Source organism: Streptomyces sp. AK08-02 (genome assembly GCF_033795085.1).
GTDB classification, from domain to species: domain Bacteria; phylum Actinomycetota; class Actinomycetes; order Streptomycetales; family Streptomycetaceae; genus Streptomyces; species Streptomyces echiniscabiei.
On record NZ_JARAZV010000014.1, the window covers coordinates 224,372 to 241,691 of the forward strand.

At 68.2% G+C, this 17,320-nt stretch carries 8 protein-coding genes; 3 read left to right on the top strand and 5 right to left on the bottom strand.

Annotated elements, in window-relative coordinates:
* Window positions 1–82 precede the first annotated feature (82 nt).
* The 5 genes from PV734_RS29015 to PV734_RS29035 form a co-directional block, all read right to left on the bottom strand.
* Window positions 83–1,390, bottom strand: a complete 1,308-nt coding sequence (locus tag PV734_RS29015) for a hypothetical protein (RefSeq protein ID WP_319292705.1) — start codon at window positions 1,388–1,390, stop codon at window positions 83–85.
* 210 nt (window positions 1,391–1,600) lie between these two features.
* The gene (locus PV734_RS29020) at window positions 1,601–4,798 is read right to left on the bottom strand and encodes a type I restriction endonuclease subunit R (RefSeq protein WP_319292625.1); all 3,198 of its coding nucleotides are present in this window, start codon (window positions 4,796–4,798) and stop codon (window positions 1,601–1,603) included.
* A gap of 2 nt (window positions 4,799–4,800) precedes the next feature.
* Window positions 4,801–6,102: a restriction endonuclease subunit S gene (locus PV734_RS29025; RefSeq protein WP_319292627.1), complete on the bottom strand. Its 1,302-nt coding sequence runs from the start codon at window positions 6,100–6,102 to the stop codon at window positions 4,801–4,803.
* The gene (locus PV734_RS29030; protein ID WP_319292629.1) at window positions 6,099–8,108 is read right to left on the bottom strand and encodes a class I SAM-dependent DNA methyltransferase; all 2,010 of its coding nucleotides are present in this window, start codon (window positions 8,106–8,108) and stop codon (window positions 6,099–6,101) included. The genes PV734_RS29025 and PV734_RS29030 overlap by 4 nt, the downstream gene beginning before the upstream one ends.
* 89 nt (window positions 8,109–8,197) lie before the next feature.
* Complete coding sequence (locus tag PV734_RS29035) at window positions 8,198–10,438, bottom strand: N-6 DNA methylase (protein WP_319292631.1); 2,241 nt, start codon at window positions 10,436–10,438, stop codon at window positions 8,198–8,200.
* Between the two features lie 283 nt (window positions 10,439–10,721).
* Between PV734_RS29035 and PV734_RS29040 the strand changes: the two genes are divergently transcribed.
* From PV734_RS29040 to PV734_RS29050, 3 genes are all read left to right on the top strand, one after another.
* A complete protein-coding gene (locus PV734_RS29040; RefSeq protein WP_319292633.1) occupies window positions 10,722–13,187 on the top strand; it encodes an AAA family ATPase in 2,466 nt (821 codons plus the stop codon).
* Window positions 13,187–13,555: a hypothetical protein gene (locus tag PV734_RS29045; RefSeq protein ID WP_319292635.1), complete on the top strand. Its 369-nt coding sequence runs from the start codon at window positions 13,187–13,189 to the stop codon at window positions 13,553–13,555. Before PV734_RS29040 ends, PV734_RS29045 begins: the two co-directional genes overlap by 1 nt.
* Window positions 13,556–13,653: 98 nt before the next feature.
* On the top strand, window positions 13,654–17,028 hold the full coding sequence (locus PV734_RS29050; RefSeq protein WP_319292637.1) for a HelD family protein: 3,375 nt from the start codon (window positions 13,654–13,656) through the stop codon (window positions 17,026–17,028).
* Window positions 17,029–17,320 lie beyond the last annotated feature (292 nt).

The window sequence follows — 17,320 nt, forward strand, 5'->3', positions numbered from 1 at the left end:
GTGCGGACACCGAAGGTGATGACGTCCGCACTGAGGTTTCGGGCCACCCCACGCCACAAAGTGAGTGCGAGCGCGCCCACACCTACACGGGCAGCGCAGGGAACACGACGACCGAGCCGTCCTTGCTGCGGGCGATCTCAATCGCCACGTCTGTCGTGCGGCTGTTGACCGTGATGCCGTCGCCCAGCTTGTGAATCCGGTGTGCCGCGCTCATGAGGCGATCGACTTCACCGGTCGTGAAGACGGGTCGCAAACCGTTCGGGCGTGCGAGCTCCAGCGCCGACAGGCGTACCAGGACACCGGCGATGCTCGACTCCAGTTCATCGAGGCGCTGGTGGTCGCGCTTGAGTGCGCGGGTGAAGTTCTCGAACGGATTGCCGGGGTCGCTCTGGGCGTGCTCGACGGCTTGGAGGACGACGACCCGCCGCATCAGCGCGATGGCCAGGGAAGCGAGTTCGAGGTGGGTGCGGAACATGCCGCCGCCGTCGTCGATGCCGGGGAACGCCTTGGTCAGCGTGCCGAGTTCGACGGCCTCGCCCTCGGGGAGTCTGTCGAGCGCGCTCTGCCATCGGGCCAGGCGGATGTCGGCCTTGCTCAGCGCCGTGTCGATGGTGTGCACAGCCGAGTCGAGTCCCAGCGAGGCACCGAGCTTGCCCTGATCGAGCAGGATGGCCGTGGCCTTGTCGATGGCGGCACGGCAGCCGTTGAGTCCGCTGTGCTCGTCGTCGAGCTTGTCCTCCTGAAGTTGCTCCAGCAGTTCCGTGATGTGCGCGATGGCCTGCTGGCGCTGGTGGTCCGCATGCGCGCTCACCCCCACCGCCACGGCCATGAGCACGAGCGGAGCGGCCACGGTGAGCGCCGCGCCACCGGCGACCGCGACGCCCGCTGTTGCACCGGCTCCACCGACTGCGCCCGCCGCTGCCGCTCCTCCGACCGGCACGAACGTCGCTTGGGCGGCGATGCCCGTTGAGTTCATGAGTGCACTGTGGACGCCACCGGCTGCCGCCTTCGAGGCCATCGGGCGAACGATGCCCTGCCCGAGCTGGGCGGCGACCTTCGCCGGGACCACCATGCGATACAGACTCTCGCCGGAAGCGGTCGCTCTGGCCGCCGTAAGGGAACTTCGCGTCGATTGCGTGATGAACTGTGACAGGTGCTGCGCCAGGGGACTCGCGGCGTCGAGCGGGATGCCACGGCCGCGGTCGATCTTGTCGGGCAGCGGATGCACCTCAAGTGTGACGATCGGCTCGTCGGCCAGGACGGCCAGCACTCCGCGTAGTTCAGCCAGTCGCTCAGCCGTCATCGACTCGCCCGTAGTCAACCCTGGCACTCGGACATCAGCGGTCGCCAGCGTCCACACGGGTACGGTCGTCTTGCGGTCGTCAGCCATCGGCTCCCTTTGTTTTCCAACAACAGCCTGTGGCTGGTGTTCGACAAGAATGGTACGAAGCTCGCGTATTCGGTTACGGCCGCTGTCAGCCGGTGAACTGACGATCGCCAGGGGCATCCACCAGATCACCCACGGCCGTCAGGCCGGAGACGAATCGAGAGCGAAGGCCGAAGGGTGCCCCGGCCGGCATATCCAGCCGGGGCGTACGCATCAGACGTCGTCGTCCAAGCCCTCCTCGCGGCGGATCATCCGCCAGGCGGCCTTGCGGGCGCTGCGGTCCAGGCTGGACTTGAAGCCCTTATCGGGGCCGAAGTACTGGCGGCCCATGCCCGCGATGGTGTCGATGTGGTCGGCCATCTTGTCCGCGAAGACGTTGTCGAAGACGAGGCCGAAGTTGTCCTCGTCGTTGACGACGGCCGCCGCCCGCACCTTCGGGTCGGCCTTGGCCTCCTCGAACGGGCGGATGACGTCCTGCTCGGTGAACTCGGTGCCGAAGCGTTCGTTGAACTTGTCGATCAGCTGCGAGAGCAGCGACTTCTCCGCTTCCTTCGCGCCGCCCGAGCCGTCGCCGAAGCCCTGCATCGTCGTCGGCCCCTCGGCGGTGAGGGAGACGTCGTACTCGCCGGTCTTCTCCACCCGCATATGGCTGAGGTCGACCTCGCCTATGTCCACGCCGCCGTCCGCGCGGCGCGGCAGCCGGTTGAGGAGGTAGCGGCCGTAGAGGTGCAGCCGCTCAAGCTCGGCGTCCCTGTAGGGGACGATCTGCGCGAGGAAGCCGTACTTCCTGACGTAGTCGTTGAGGTCGGCGCGGAAACCCTCCGCCGTCTCCTGGTCGTCCTCGTCCTCGCTTTCGAGCAGGGGCGTGAAACGAGCGACGGCGGGCGAAAGCAGCCGGTACAGCTCGGCGTGCAGCTTCTCCCACTTGGACTGTGAGCCCGCCGCCTTCTCCTTGGCGGCGAAGTACGCGGCGGCGAACTCGTCCATCTCCTGCCCGGACAGGATCGGCGCCTGCATGACCCGGCTCTGCGCGGTGTAGAGCAGGTTGGGGTCGGAGGGGAGGGTGTTCGCCTCCTCGAAGTACGGGCGGAAGGACTCCTGTATGTCGTCGGCGTCGTTGACGAAGTCCAGGACCGCCAGGTCCGCCTGGGTCTTGCGCTCGGCGGTCCGGTTCAGCCGGGACAGGGTCTGGACGGCGGAGATGCCGGTCAGCGTCTTGTTGACGTACATCGTCGTCAGCAGCGGCTGGTCGAACCCGGTCTGGTACTTCTCCGCCACGACGAGGATCCTGTACTCACGCTGGCCCGCACCGCCGGCTCGAGCGGCCTTGTCATCGGCACGCGTGTACGCGAACGCCTTCGGCAGCGCGCTCTCCGACAGCCCGCCGTTCTCCTTCGGCTCGGTGGTCTCCTCGCCGTCGACGGTGAGCGGGCCGGAGAAGGCGACGAGGACACCCAGGTCGGGGTACTTGGTGTCGTAATCCCGGTCCTTGATGTAGCTCTTGATCGCGCGCGCCATCTGTACGGCGGACTGCCGGGAGGCGGTGACCACCATAGACTTGGCCCGCCCGCCGAGACGGCCCCGGCTGTGCGCCACGAAGTGCTCGACGATCACCTGGGCGTGCTGGGCGACCGTCGTGTCATGGGTCACCGCGTACCGGGCGAGCAGGCCGTTCGCCTTCGACTGGTCAACCTCCCGCTCGTCGGGGTTCTGGTTCACCAGCTTCCAGTACGTGCTGTACGTGACGTAGTTGCGCAGCGGGTCGAGGATGAAGCCCTCCTCGATCGCCTGCCGCATGGAGTACGTGTGGAAGGGCCGGTAGGTCGCCTTGCCGTCGATGTCCTGGAGCATGCCGAAGAGTTCGAGGGTCTTGGCCTTCGGCGTGGCGGTGAACGCGAAATAGGAGAGGTTCGCGGCGCGGGAACGCTGCTCGGCCCTCTTCTTGAGCTGCTCGTCGAGGGTGGCGGCCTCGGCCTTGACCGTGGTCGCGCCCGCGTCGTCCGAGTCGGAGTCCAGGCCGAGGTCACGCAGAGCGGCCCGTACGTCCTTGGCGGCGTCGCCGGACTGCGAGGAGTGCGCCTCGTCCACGATGATCGCGAAGTGGCTGCCCCGGATCTCGGTGGGGTTGCGCTCGATGTACGAGATCAGTGCCGGGAACGAGTGCAGGGTGACCGTGACGATCTTCCCGGTGTCACGGGAGAGCGCCTTGGCGAGTTGCTCGCCCTTCGCCCCGTACTTCTCGTCGATCTTCACGACGAGGCCTGCGGTCTGCTCGAAATTGCCGACTGTTTCGCGGAGTTGGGCGTCCAGGTTGCGGCGGTCGGTGATGACGATGACCTTGTCGAAGACCGGCACGCCGGGCTTGAGGCCCTTGGCGATGGCCTCGGGGTCGAGTTCGCGCGGGTCGGTCGGGGTGTGCAGGTCGCTGAGGCGGTGCGCGAGCCAGCCGATGGTGTTCGACTTGCCCGAGCCGGCGGAGGCCATGACCAGGTAGTCGTGGCCCGCGCCGTGCGTTGCGGCGTGCGTGGTGAGTTTCTTGACCGCGTCCCACTGCTGGAACCGGGGGAAGACCATCGTCTTCGTCGTGCCTCCGCCAGGCGTCTTGCTCTTGTGCAGGTGCACGAACCGCTGGAGCAGGTCAAGCCAGTTGTCCGGCTGCCAGACCTGCTCCCAGAGGTAGGAGGTCGCGTAGGTACCGAAGGCGGTCGGGGCCGGGTTGCCGGCGCCACCCGGCTGACCGGGGCCGTTGGAGCCGGTGTTGAAGGGCAAGAAGCGGGTGTTCTTGCCCTTGAGTTGGGTGGCGACGAAGACCAGGTCCGGGTCTATGGCGAAGTTCGCGACGACGCGGCGCGTGAAGATCAGCTCGGTGGGGTCGCGGTCGGTGCGGTACTGCTCCTTGGCCTGCTCCACCCCTTGCTTGGTCAGCGGGTTCTTCAACTCGGCTGTGGCGACCGGGATTCCGTTGAGGAAGAGGGTGAGGTCGAGCTTGTTGCCCCAGTCGGCCTGCTTCGTCGCGTACACGAGTTCGCGGACGACGGTGAGGCGGTTGGCCCGGTAGCCGTCGAGCACGGAGTCATGGGCGACGAGGTTCGGCTTGAAGTAGGCGACACGGAGAAGAACGCCGCGGTCCTTGACGCCGTTGCGGAGGACATCAAGGAGCCCGTTGCTGGCGATGGCCTGGTCAAGGCGACCGCCAAACCCGCGCTGCGCCTCGTTCGGGTCACCGCCGTAGACGGTGAGCAGCTCGCTCCACTCGTCGGGCTGGGTAGCCCCGATGAAGGTGAACAACTCGTTGGTGTCCAGGCCGAGATCGGCCCGGTAGTCCTGCGGGCGGGCTTCGCGCCAGCCACGCTCGACCATGGCGGCGACGATGGCGTCGCCGAAGGCGGACTCCGTGTGGATGGGGCTCATAGCTACGCGGTGACTCCATCCGTTACGTTGCGTCCGCTGGCGGTGGAGACGTCGAACTGGCCGGTTACGGCGGCGGTGATCAGGGCTTGGCGGCGTTCGGCCAGGAGACTCGTGGCTTGCTGTGCAGTGCGCTCCAGCGCACGAAGACGTGATGCAGCCATATCGAGCCGTTTAACAGCGATTTGTTGATGGGCGGCAGGTGGAACAGCAATGGGGAAGCTCTTGAGGAAGTCGTTATTGATGATGGGGAGAGTCGTATATGGGGCCAGTTCCCTAAGCTCGTCTGTGGCCGCCCAGAGTTGCCACGCCAGGAAGCGACCCACCATATCTACGTCTGGGACCAATGCGGTGATTTGCTGGTTCCCCGTACCCTCGTGATCCAGATACGCCACCTTGCCAGCTGTTGCCCCGATACCGATGACCAAGACGCTCCCACTCGGAAATTTTGGAACGACTCTCTCCGCGATAGCACTTCGTGGCAGGCGCTTTAGGGAAGGAGTCAATCCAAGAAGCGCCCCGATGCTGGATGGCCCGTACCAAGGCACTGTGTCGGTTTGGGTATGCTCCACCCAGATTTCGGTATCGTCGCTGGACGGTGTCGTTCCCGTCTTGATCGATGTGATCGTTCGGCGCAACTGCTGCGTGGACCAACCAGCAGGAAGCGTGTGGGACCGGATTGCCGTCCGACCTGTAAGTGACTTAGCGAGTGATTCAAATCGCTCGCCCAAGAGTTCAGACTGCTGGTATCGATATGCAGCGAGGGCATCGATGCGGGCGGTCTCGGCGTCGAGGAAGTCGGCGATGCGGCGCTGCTCCTCCAGCGGAGGCAAACGCACTGGCAGAACACGAAGTCCGTCGTTATCGATCTCGATCTGGTTCGGACGAACCCCGCGCGACAACCTCAGGTATTCGGCGGCGTAGACGTCGGATCGGAGGAGCCAGTCCAAGAAGCCCGAGTCTTCGTCATGCGTCGGACGAAAACAGATGTAGTGCCCTGAGATGATGCCTCGATGTGAGGAGATCCCAACGGACCCTTGCCAGGCCTTCATCCGGTTGACGACGAGCCAGCCATCGTCGATCAGTTGATAGATGTCCCGATTCTCAGCCGTCTTGTTGAAATTGTCACCGCGACTACTTTTCCTCACTACCCCGAAATCGCGATAGACGCTCAGCATTTCCTCATTCGGATGCCCCACATCCTTGATGCGCTCGAAGAGTGACCACAAGGGGGCAACCCGCCATGTCTCCGGCCACTCAACTGAACTGTGAACGTTCATAGTCTGAGGGATGCTTCCCGTGCTCATTCCGTCACCTCACCCAACAGCCCCTGAATCTCCGCCTCCAGCGACTTCAACTCCGCGTCGATCTCCGCCAGCGGCCTCGGCGGCTTGTACACGTAGAAATGCCGCGTGAACGGGATCTCGTAGCCGATCTTCGTCTTCGTGTGGTCGATCCACGCATCCGGAACGTGCGGCAGCACCTCGCGCTTGAGGTAGTCCTCGACGTCCTCGCCGAGCGGAACGTTCTCGTAGTCCCGCAGGTCCGCGTCCGGCTCCGGGGTGACCTTGACCTTCTGGACCTCGCCTTCCGGGTCCCGGACGCCGATCGTCTCCCTTACCGCCTTCGCGAACGGGGCTCCCGACGGCCAGGTCAGGCCGGCCGCGACCACCGCGTCCTTGAGGGCGATGAATGCCTCGGACTTCGTCGTCCAGGACGAGCCGAGCAACGTACGCACCGCCGCGACGAACTCCTCACTCGACTCCAGTTTGGCCACCGGCTTGGCCTCCGCCAGCGCCGCCAACGTCTCCTCCGTGACCTCGAAGCGGAGCTTCAGCGGGCGTTCGACACAGATGCGCTGGTAGCCGAAGTCCTCGTTCCAGAAGACCTTGACCTTGCCGTGCAGAGCGTGCTCCGGGTCGCCCGCGACCTGGACGGCCTCCGCGTACAGGCGGGTGATGTCGCCGATGTGGTCGGGGCGGCCGTTCGTCCCGTCGCCCAGCTCCTTGCGCTTGTCGCCGAGCGACTTGCGCATCTTCTGCCACTGGTCGCGCGCGTCCAGCAGGACGACCTTGCCCTTGTGGTCGGCGTCCTTGCGGTTGGTGAGGATCCAGAAGTACGTGGAGATGCCGGTGTTGTAGAAGAGCTGGTCCGGGAGGGCGACGATCGCCTCCAGCCAGTCGTTCTCCAGGATCCAGCGGCGGATGTTGGACTCGCCGGACTCGGCCGCGCCCGTGAACAGCGGGGAGCCGTTGAAGACGATGGCGATGCGGGAGCCGCCCCCGCCGTTCACGTCCACCGGCTTCATCTTCGAGATCATGTGTTGGAGGAAGAGCAGCGAGCCGTCGTTGATGCGCGGCAGGCCCGCGCCGAAGCGGCCGGCGTCGCCGAGCGACTTGTGCTCGTACTCGACCTCCTCCTTGACCTTCTTCCACTCCACGCCGAACGGCGGGTTGGCGAGGAGGTAGTCGAACCTGCGGCGGGCGTGGCCGTCGTCGGAGAAGGAGTTGCCGAAGCGGATGTTCTCCGGGTCCTGGCCTTTGATCATGAGGTCGGAGCGGCAGATCGCCCAGGACTCGGGGTTGAGCTCCTGCCCGTACACCTCGACCGTCGCGTCCGGGTTGAGGGCCTTGATGCGGTCGTCGGCGGCGCTGAGCATGCCGCCCGTGCCGCAGGCCGGGTCCATGACCGTGCGCACGACACCGGGCAGGCTGAGGGCGTCCGCGTCGGGCGCCACCAGTAGGTTGACCATCAGCTTGATGACCTCGCGCGGGGTGAAATGCTCACCCGCGGTCTCGTTCGACTGCTCGGCGAAGCGGCGGATCAACTCCTCGAAGATGTAGCCCATGTTGTGGTTGGGCACGACATCGGGGTGCAGGTCCAGGTCGGTGAACTTGCCGATGACCTGGTAGAGGAGGTTCGCGCCGTCCAACTTCCTGACCTGCTGGTTGAATTCGTACTTGTCGAGGACCTCGCGGGCGTTGTCGGAGAAGGCGCCGACGTAGATCTGCAGGTTCTTCGCCGCGTTCTGCGGGTCGGCCGCGATCTTCCGCAGCGTGAGGGCGCTCTTGTTGTAGAAGGAGTTACCCGAGGCCTTGCGCAGGAAGTGGTCGGTGTCGATCTCCTGGTCCGCGAACCTGGCGACGGTCTCGACGACCTTCTCGCGCGTCGGCTCCAGGACGCATTCCAGGCGGCGCAGCACGGTGAACGGCAGGATGACCTTGCCGTAGTCGGACTGCTTGTAGTCGCCGCGCAGAAGATCGGCGACGGACCAGGCGTGGTTCGCCAGCTCCGTGTGCTTACTGCTGTTCAAGAGGTCCCGGCTTCCTTCCGAAGAGCGCCGTCCGGGCGGGGACGGCAGGGATCCAGTGTGGTCGTGTGTGGTGGAACATGTGGGGCGTTTCAATCGGTACGGGCGCCCGAGGAGTCCGGTGGCAGGAGTACGCCGGCAGTGAGGCCAGTGGTGAGGGTGGCCGCGGTGTCGGCGGCGAGGTCGGCGGTTCGACGGACGGACGCGCGCAGCTCGTACACGCGGCGGAAGGCCTCCCCGTAGCGCCGTTGTTCCTCCAGGGGCAGCAGTGGTACGCGCAGGCGGCCCGGCGTGACGTGCACGAAGGTGCTACCGGTGGATGCCGCGGCGATGTTGTCCTCAGCGCCGAGGAACCCGGCCAGGAACCACGGGTCGAGACGGGCCGGGTCGGGGCGCAGGAGGTGGACGTTCGGACCGAGCAGGGCTCCGGCGTCCTGGTCGTCCGCGACCCTGGCCATCGCGGCCGCGTCGGCGCCACCCGCCACGGCGCGTACGAGGACGTCCCCGGCGGCGACAGGCTGCGTGGCGTCCGCGTGGACGTCACCAGCGCCGCCGGACGGCGGGTTCCCGGCTGAGATGTCCGGGGCGGTGAGGACCGGCCGGTCCGAGGCAGGAGTGGTGGCGCCCTTGGAACCTCGCGTCCCGGGCGTCGCCGCCCGCAGCACGGTCAGGGCCCCGCCGCGCGCCAGGTCGGAGACGGTCGCCGTACGCCACTCACGGGCTGATGCCCCGGACGGCCGCCAGCCGCCGGACTCGGAGGCGGCTGCCAAGGCGGCGACCTGCTCGGCCAGTTGCTCGTGCAGTTCGTGAACGCGCCGGGCCAGGGCTGCCGGGTCGATGTCGGCTGCGGTCGCCCGCACATGGCGGGCCGGGGTGACGTCGACGACGTCATCGAGAAGGTCAACGAGCGGCACCGCGCGGGCGACGCCGGGCTCGTCGGCGTAGGTGTCGGGGGCGGTGGTGAACGCGGCCCACTGGGTGAGGACCCGGTCGGTCAGCCCCGCCCAGTCGAAGGTAGAAGCAGAGGAAGTGGATGCGGCAGAAGAGGAAGAGCCGGACCGGCCAGGGCGCGAGCCACCGCGTGTGCCGAAGCCGGCCGTGGCCGCAACGGTCGCGCCAGGCGTTCCCGTGGTGGCGTCCCGCTGCTCGCCCTCGCCATCGACGAACAGCACCGGCGTACGGTCCGCGCCACCCGGCTCGGGGCGCTGGAGCACCCAGATCTGCAGACCGATGTGGAGCGGATACGCGGCACGCGCCGGCAGCGAGATGACTGCTCGCAGGGCCCCGCTGCGGATGAGCTCGGCGCGGATGCGGCGGCCGGAGGAGCGGAAGGCGAGCGCGGGCGGCAGCAGCATGACGGCACGGCCGCCGGCCTCCAGATGCGCGAGGGCGTGCTGCACCCAGGCCAGCTCGGATTCGAAGCGCGGCGGGACCCCGTACGCCCACCTCGGGTCGTACGCCAGCTCGTCGTGACCCCAATCGCGGTCGCCGAAAGGCGGGTTGGACAGGACGGCGTCGACCGTGACCTCAGGGAAGGCGTCGTTGCGCAGGCTGTCGCCGACGCGGATCGCCACGTCGGCCCCAGGTGCGGCGAGCAGGAGCCGGACCGCGCTGCGCTGGGCCTGGACCGGGAGCGTGTCCTGCCCGAAAAGCTCCTGTGCGCCCTGCCGAGCAGCGGCGGCCAGGAGAGTGCCGCTGCCGCAGGCCGGATCGAGGACACGGGCCGCGCCGACGGGCAGGAGCCGCGCCATGAGCAGAGCCAGGCCCTCTGGGGTCTGGTAAACGCCGCTGGCGGCACCCTCGTCCAGCTCGCGCTCAGCGAGGACATCGAGGGCGGCCTGCGCTCCGGCCTCACGGACGCAACCCAGCAAGGCGCGGACCGTGCCCGCATCGTCCGGGCCGTAGTGGACCGGCTCGGCCTCGGGCACAGCCGCGGGGAGCTGGGCCGCGGCCTTCTCCATGCGGGCGATCAACTGGTCGTCGGACGCGTTGGCGAGTTCGGCCAGTTCCCCGGGCGTGAGGCGGAACATGGCCGCCACCAGCGGGAACAGCCGCGCCGCCGCACCCGAGCCGGGCCCGAGCAGACGCAGCGCCGTACGCAACTCCTCGGCGGGCGAGGCAGCGGAGGTATGCCCGCGCCCCCGCAGCCATGCCTGGACAGCCGTCAGGTCGTAGAGCGGGCTGCTCTCCGTGCCCCCACTGGGGGCGGGGAAGTCGTCGTGGCGACGGCGCCAGTTGCTGACGGTGGCGCGCGTGACCCCTGCGACGCGGGAGATCTCGGCGGCGGTCACGTGCGCCGAGGTGGGCAGTTGGGCTGCGGGCTTCTGGGGCATGGCGTGGGGTGCTGCTCCTCTCGGGCCAGTCGGTAGTGAACAGTAAACACATTACAGCGCCCGTCAAGGGCGTCAAGCTGTTTGACGATGCTTTCAGTGATGTGCTTATCTAGTTCTGCTTCCGAGTGGAAGCGGGGATTGCGCGACCGCAGTCGCCACCGCCGCACAACGGAGGAACCACGCCGCCCACCCGACGCGAACGCCGGGGGCCTCGTCCTCACCGACCGGGTGCCGGTGTCCGGCCCATCCTCCGAACCAGCATCCGGCCCCCGGGAGACAGCACATGACCGTCACGGACCAGCCCCAGCGAAACGCGGACCACCCCACCGACCCCGCTCAGCCGACCCCCGCCGACCAGCCCGTGTCCGTGGCCGAGCTGGTGCGGATCCGCCTGGGCGAGGTGGCACTCACCGAGCCCGTGAAGGCGCTCCTGAAGGAGGCACTGGGCGACAGCGAGACCGGTGAGACCTCCACGGTCGGCCGGATCTACCTCGAGTCGGTCGCCGCCGCCCGGTTCCGCGGCATCGGACCGCGCGCCTTGCTCAAGCTCAGCCCCCGGCCCGGCGTGAACCTGGTCGTTGGTCGCAACGGTTCCGGCAAGTCCAGCATCGCCGAGGGCATCGAGACGGCCTTCACCGGCGTGAACATGCGGTGGCAGGGGCAGCACGCGACGCGCAGCAGCAACTGGCGCAACCTCCACGACACCGACGGCAGGCCGGAGATCGAGGTCAAGCTCGCCATCGAGGGCGACACCGGCCGCAGCACACTCACCCGCACCTGGGAGGGCGACGACTTCGACGACTCCCAGGCCGAGCTCAAGCGGCCAGGACACGGCCGCGCACCCCTCGACCAGGTGGACTGGAAGCAGGCTCTGCGGGACTTCCGGCCCTTCCTGTCGTACGTCGATCTCGACCGCATGATCAGTGGCAAGCCCTCCGAGATGTACGACTCCATCGCCACCATCCTCGGCCTGGGGCAGCTCAGCGCCGCCGACGGCCGGCTCCGCCAGGGGGCCAAGGCGCTCGAAGACGCGGACAAGGTGGCGAAGGCGGAGCTGCCGGGCCTCAAGGAGGCCCTGTACGAGCTGGAGGACGACGACCGTGCGGTCCAGGCACTCGTCGCCGTCGACACGGCGGGAACGCCCGACTTCGAGACCGTTGAAGCCCTGATCGCCGGTCTGCCCGCCGACACGGACGATGGCCTGCTCGCCCGGCTGCGCGCCGAGGCAGAGGTGCGGGGACCCGAGATGACGCAGGTCCGCACGACCGTGGACCGCCTGCGCAGAGCTCTCGCCAACGTCGAGGACCTGCGCGGCACCGGCACCGAGGACGCCCTGCAGCGTGCGGAACTCCTCGAACGGGCTGTGGCGCACAACGACCGTCACCCCGACGCTGACTCCTGCCCCGTGTGCGGGACCGACGGAATGCTGGACGCGGCATGGGCCGCGGACGCCATCGCCCAGATCGCCGCACTGCGGCAGGAGGCGGAGGCAGCCGCGGGCGCGCGCAGCGAACTCCGGTCGGCCGCGCGGGCCGTGCAGGACCTCGTTCACACGCCCCCGCGGATCCCCGGCGCCCTCGCCGACCCGTGGCGCGCCTGGACCGCCTGCCGGACGATCAGCGATCCCGACGAGCTCGCCCGGCGCGCCCACGAGGCCGCCGCGCCCCTGGCCGATGCCTGCGCCGCGGTCAAGGAGAACGCCGTCAGGGAGCTGGAGAAGCGGGACGAACGCTGGCGCGGACTCGTCATCCGCCTGGCGGGCTGGGCGGAGAGAGCCCGTGCCGTGGAGGCGAACAAGCCTCGGCTGCGGGACATCAGGAAGGCGAGCACCTGGATCAAGGCGCTGGCCGCCGAGTTGCGGAAACAGCGCATGGAAGGCTTTGCCGACCAGTCGCAGCGGATCTGGGAGCGGCTCCGCCAGGAGAGCAACATCGACCTCAAGGACGTGAGCCTGAAGGGCAGCGAGAAAGCCACTGTCCGCAAGCTCGTCATGGACGTCTCCGTCGACGGCCAGGAGGCCTCGGCTCTCAGCGTCATGAGCCAGGGCGAGCAGCACTCCCTCGCGCTGTCTCTGTTCCTGCCCCGGTCCGCCACCGCCGACAGCCCCTTCGGCTTCATCGTCATCGACGACCCCGTACAGTCCATGGACCCCGCCAAGGTCAACGGACTCGCCCAGGTCCTGCACGAGCTCGGCGAGCACCGGCAGGTCGTCGTGTTCACCCACGACACCCGGCTCCAGCGGGCGTTCACCAGCCAGGATCTGCCCGTGACGGTGTTCGAGGTCGAGCGGGCCGAGTCGTCCAAGGTGAAGGTCAAGCCGGTGACCGACCCGGTAGGGCAGGCGCTCGACGACGCGCGGGCCATCGCCAGTACCAGTGACCTGCCGACGGCGGCACGGACCCACGTGCTGCCCAGCCTGTGCCGTATCGCCCTGGAAAACGCCTTCCTTGAGGCCGCCTGGATCCGGCACCACCGTTCCGGCGCACCCGAGCACGCGCTGCAAGCCGCCGTCGGCGGCGCCGACAAGCTCATGAAAGTCACGGCCCTGGCCCTGTTCGGCGACGCTGGGCGGACCGGCGACGTCTACCGGGAACTGCGCACCCTCTGCGGACCGCGTGCGGTGGACCTCCTCAAGCAGTGCCAGGACGGCGCCCACGCTGGGGGAGCACAGATCACCGACCCTCACCGTTTCGTGGACGACATCGAGATCATGGCGCAGAAGGTGCGCAAGCCTGAGGCGACCCCGTGATGAGCACTCCCACTACCTCGGTCGAGGAACTCCTGCTGACGGCCGACCAGTTGCTTGCCGCCCGCACGGGCGCCACGGCCGCCGGCCGCCACCGCGGAGCCTCCCTGGCCCTGCGGACCGCCCTGGAAATCTCCGTCGACCGTGTGCTCGACGCCGCGGTGCCAGGGCTCGCCGACACCACGATGCGCGCCAAGATGCTGTGCCTGGGCTGCTACACCGCGGCGGAGACCGCGCGCCGCGCCAACGCCGTGTGGTCGCACCTCTGCCTGGGATGCCACTACCACCAGTACGAGATCGGCCCCACGCACGACCAGGTCCGCACCTGGCGGACGGAAGTCGGCCAGGTGGTCGGGGCGTTGACCCTCTGACTGTTTGTCATCGGAAGGTATCTGATAGTTATTCCGTCGGGGGACGGGCGTATGCCCGTCGCAGCGTCCTTCGGGTGCTGCAAGGGAGGGGAATACACATGGGCACCGTTACGCGCGACGAGACCATCGCCATCGAGCAGAAGGCGGTTGACCGCGCCTATGACTGCTACGCCGCGCGGCTGGCCGAAATGACCGAGGGGTCCGTCGTCTCGGCCTCGGCCAGCGGCAAGGACAGCATCGCCAACCGGGTCGAGGCCGGGGAGCGGGCCGCGGCATACGACGGACTCGGCAATGAATCCCTGGTCATCAGCCGCATCGATGTACAGGACGAGCACAAGCCCTGGTATGTGGGACGACGTGGCGTCAGCGACCCCGCGACCAGCGACCGTGTGGTCCTCCTGTGGACCAGCCCGCTGGCCAAGAAGTGGTTCGAGGCTCAGCCCGACGCCCCGGGCGAGGTGCTCCTGCGGCGGCAACTGCGCTGTGTACGGAATCTCGTCGAGGACTACTTCGACGAGATCGCCATCACCGCCACCGTTCCGCAGCCGCGGCCGGCGGACGCCGAGCCGGAGGCCCAGCCCGCGGCACCCGCCACCGTCACCCGGGCGGGAGGAACACCGCGCCCGCCCGTCCCCATACCTGCCGACATCACCCGTGTCCAGCGCCAGAAGCCGCTGCAGCCCGACGACTTCCTCCTGCGTGAACTCCAGCGCTCACGCAGCGGCAGCATGCGGGACATTGTCGAGACCATCCGCCGCGACCAGATGGATCTGGTCACAGGTTCACCCTCCGACATCCTCGTCGTGCAGGGCGGCCCAGGCACCGGCAAGTCCGCGGTCGGCCTGCACCGCGTGACGTGGCTGGTCAACAACAACCACTTCAAGGCCCAGGACATTCTCGTCGTCGGCCCTCACCCGCGGTTCCTCGACTACGTCGGTCAGGTCCTGCCCACTCTCGGCACCCGCGACGTCAACGCCGTGCAGTTGACCCGCTTGTGGGACGGCGAGATCCTCGGTTCCGACACCCCGCAGGCGCGGCTGGTGAAGTCCGACGAGCGTATGGCGGCCGTCCTGAGGCGGCGGGTCGAGAACGAGTGCCGTCCCGAGGCCCTCGACACACTCACCAGCGTCCCCTCCTACGTGGGCGACGAAGCTGCGTTCGCCGTCACGGCAGGCAGCACGACCCTTCGCATCCCGCGCTCCGACCTCCTCACCCTCCTCGACGAGGTCCGCGGCGGCGACGGCGCCTACCGTGATCGGCGCGACCGTTTCCGCAGCCTGCTCGTCGACCGCCTTCTGCGAGAGCTCACGGCCGTTGCCCCGCGCCGCCGCGGCGACGACACCATCCGCCGCGACTTGGAACGCAACCGCCAAGTCGAGCGCCTCATCGAACGCGTCTGGCCATCACCGGGCGCCAGGGAAGCGCTCCGGGGCCTCTACGACTCGCCGGACCTGCTGCGCACGTGCGCCGACGGCATCCTCGCCGATGAGGAGCAGGCCGCCCTGCACCGCTCCCGGGCGGCCACCGCCGCCGACGACCCCTGGACCATCGACGACCGCGTCTGCCTCGAGGAACTCCGGTACCTCATCACCGGGGAAACTCCACGGCGCTACGGACACATCGTCGTCGACGAGGCACAGGACCTGACCCCCATGCAGGCCCGCTCCCTGCGTCGCCGCTGCGCGGTAAACGGCTCCATGACGGTCCTCGGCGACCTCGCCCAGGCCACCGGGCCCCACACGTACACGGACTGGGACCGCCTCGGCACCCTCCTCTCCGACCACGGCGACTGGCGCGTCGCCCAGCTGAACACTAGCTACCGCGTGCCCGCCGAGATCATGGAGTTCGTCGCGCCCCTGGCCCGTGCGGTCGCCCCCGCGCTGCCCTACCCACAGGCCGTGCGCGAAGCCGGCGAGGACGCTGTACGAACCGTGTCGACGGAGCCGTGGAAGCTCCTCGACGACACCGTCGCCCAGACCACTCGCCTAGTGGGCACAAGCGACGGGCACACCCTGCGCTCGGTGGCCGTCATCGTCCCCGACGACTCAGGCTGGCTCGACGAGATCAGCCGCCACCTGGATCAGAGTGCCGACATCACCGGCCAGAGCCGCGAGGCGGTGTTCGTACTGGCCGCGGCCCAGGCCAAGGGTATGGAGTACGACCACGTCCTTGTCGTCGAGCCCACCACCATCGCCGATCGCGGCCCGGCGGGCCTGCGCCAGCTCTACATCGCCCTCACCCGCAGCACGCAAAGCCTGACCGTGCTGCACACCTCCCCGCTCCCGGAGAGCCTCACGAAAACCGATGACACCTCCGAACCACCACCCACTGAAGCCGAAGCCAACACAGCACCGGGTGACGTCCCCGAGATCGGGGCCGACATCCGGGTCCGGGTCATCGGCCCTGGGCCCGGCGGCCGCTACAAGGTCAGGGCCCTGTCTCCCGCCATCGACCGCACGCTGGTCCTGACCGTCCGGCACGGCTCGGTTTCCCCGCGTCCGGGCGAGGACCTGGACTGCTGGGTGTTCGCCAACGAGACGAACCAGAGCGTGCTTACAGCCGACCAGCGTGGCCGCCTGCCCATCTCGCCCAGGATGGCGGAACGCTATGTTGCGGCGCTCGGCGTTCTCGACGAACTGACCAGCGGTGACGGCGGCACTGTTTCGGAGGATGCCCGCAGCCGCCTCTCCGAGCTCCAGGGCATGGCCAACCGCGTCCTCCGCCGCGACCAGGCGGACTGGGTAGACGTACGGCGCGTGCTCGGTTCTCCGGACAGGCACCGGCTGAGCGCGCTGCGCGACCTCGCGGCAAGCACGAACCGTGCGCTCAAGGACGAGGCGCCGGACGTGAGTCGACTCCGGGAGAACCTTGCGAGTTCGGGCTGGACCCAGGCCCTGGCCGAAGCACGGGAAACGCTCAAGGCGCGCCTTGCCGCTGCGGCCGAACTGGACTTCGAGAACACCCCCACCAGCGCTGCGCATCAACCCGAGCAGAAGGAAACCGAACCCGTGACCGCCGTCGAAGAAGTCCCCGCCACACAGGCAGCGACCACGAAGGAGGGTTTCCTGCGCGCCCTGGAGACGTCGGCGGCTGCCGACCGTACATGCAGGAAACACGAGGCTGTGCGCCACGCGCTGAAGTCGGCCCTGTTGTGGTCGGACCTGCAGCCGGCCGACTCCACGGTCGTCGACGTCAGTTGCGTCACCAGCGAGGGCCTCTTCATCTACGAGGTTCTGGGGGCCGGCCGCTCCACGTATGAGGACCTCCGCTCCGGAGCGACCCGCCTCCTCGAGATCAACCACACGCTCCCCGTCCCGGCCACCGGCCTCTACCTGGTCCTGTGCGAACCGCCGGTAGAAGACTGGTCGGCCGACACCGTCCACGACGTCTTCGGCGTCCACGTCCTGTGGCGAACTCCGGACAGCTGGGGCGGCCTCGACAAGGAGACTGCATTGGGCCTCGTCCAGCAGTAACCCCGTCCGACATGCGCCCGCGCCGCAGGGGGCCCGGGCGCATGTCATCCAGCGCGGCACCAGCACCGCAGCCGCCCCATACCTCGCGCAACGCGAACCGCGTCCTCTTCGCGAGCGCCAGAACCCAGGTCGCTTGAGACTCGCCCCTGTAGCCCTTTCAGCCCACCCGGGTGGCTATTTGTCTGGCCATACGTCGATTCTGTCCTCATGGGTCTTCCCGGTCCTCGATTCCGCCGCATGGCCACTCTCGTCGTTATCGACGCCGACGAGCAGGTGGCTCTTTTCCACCATC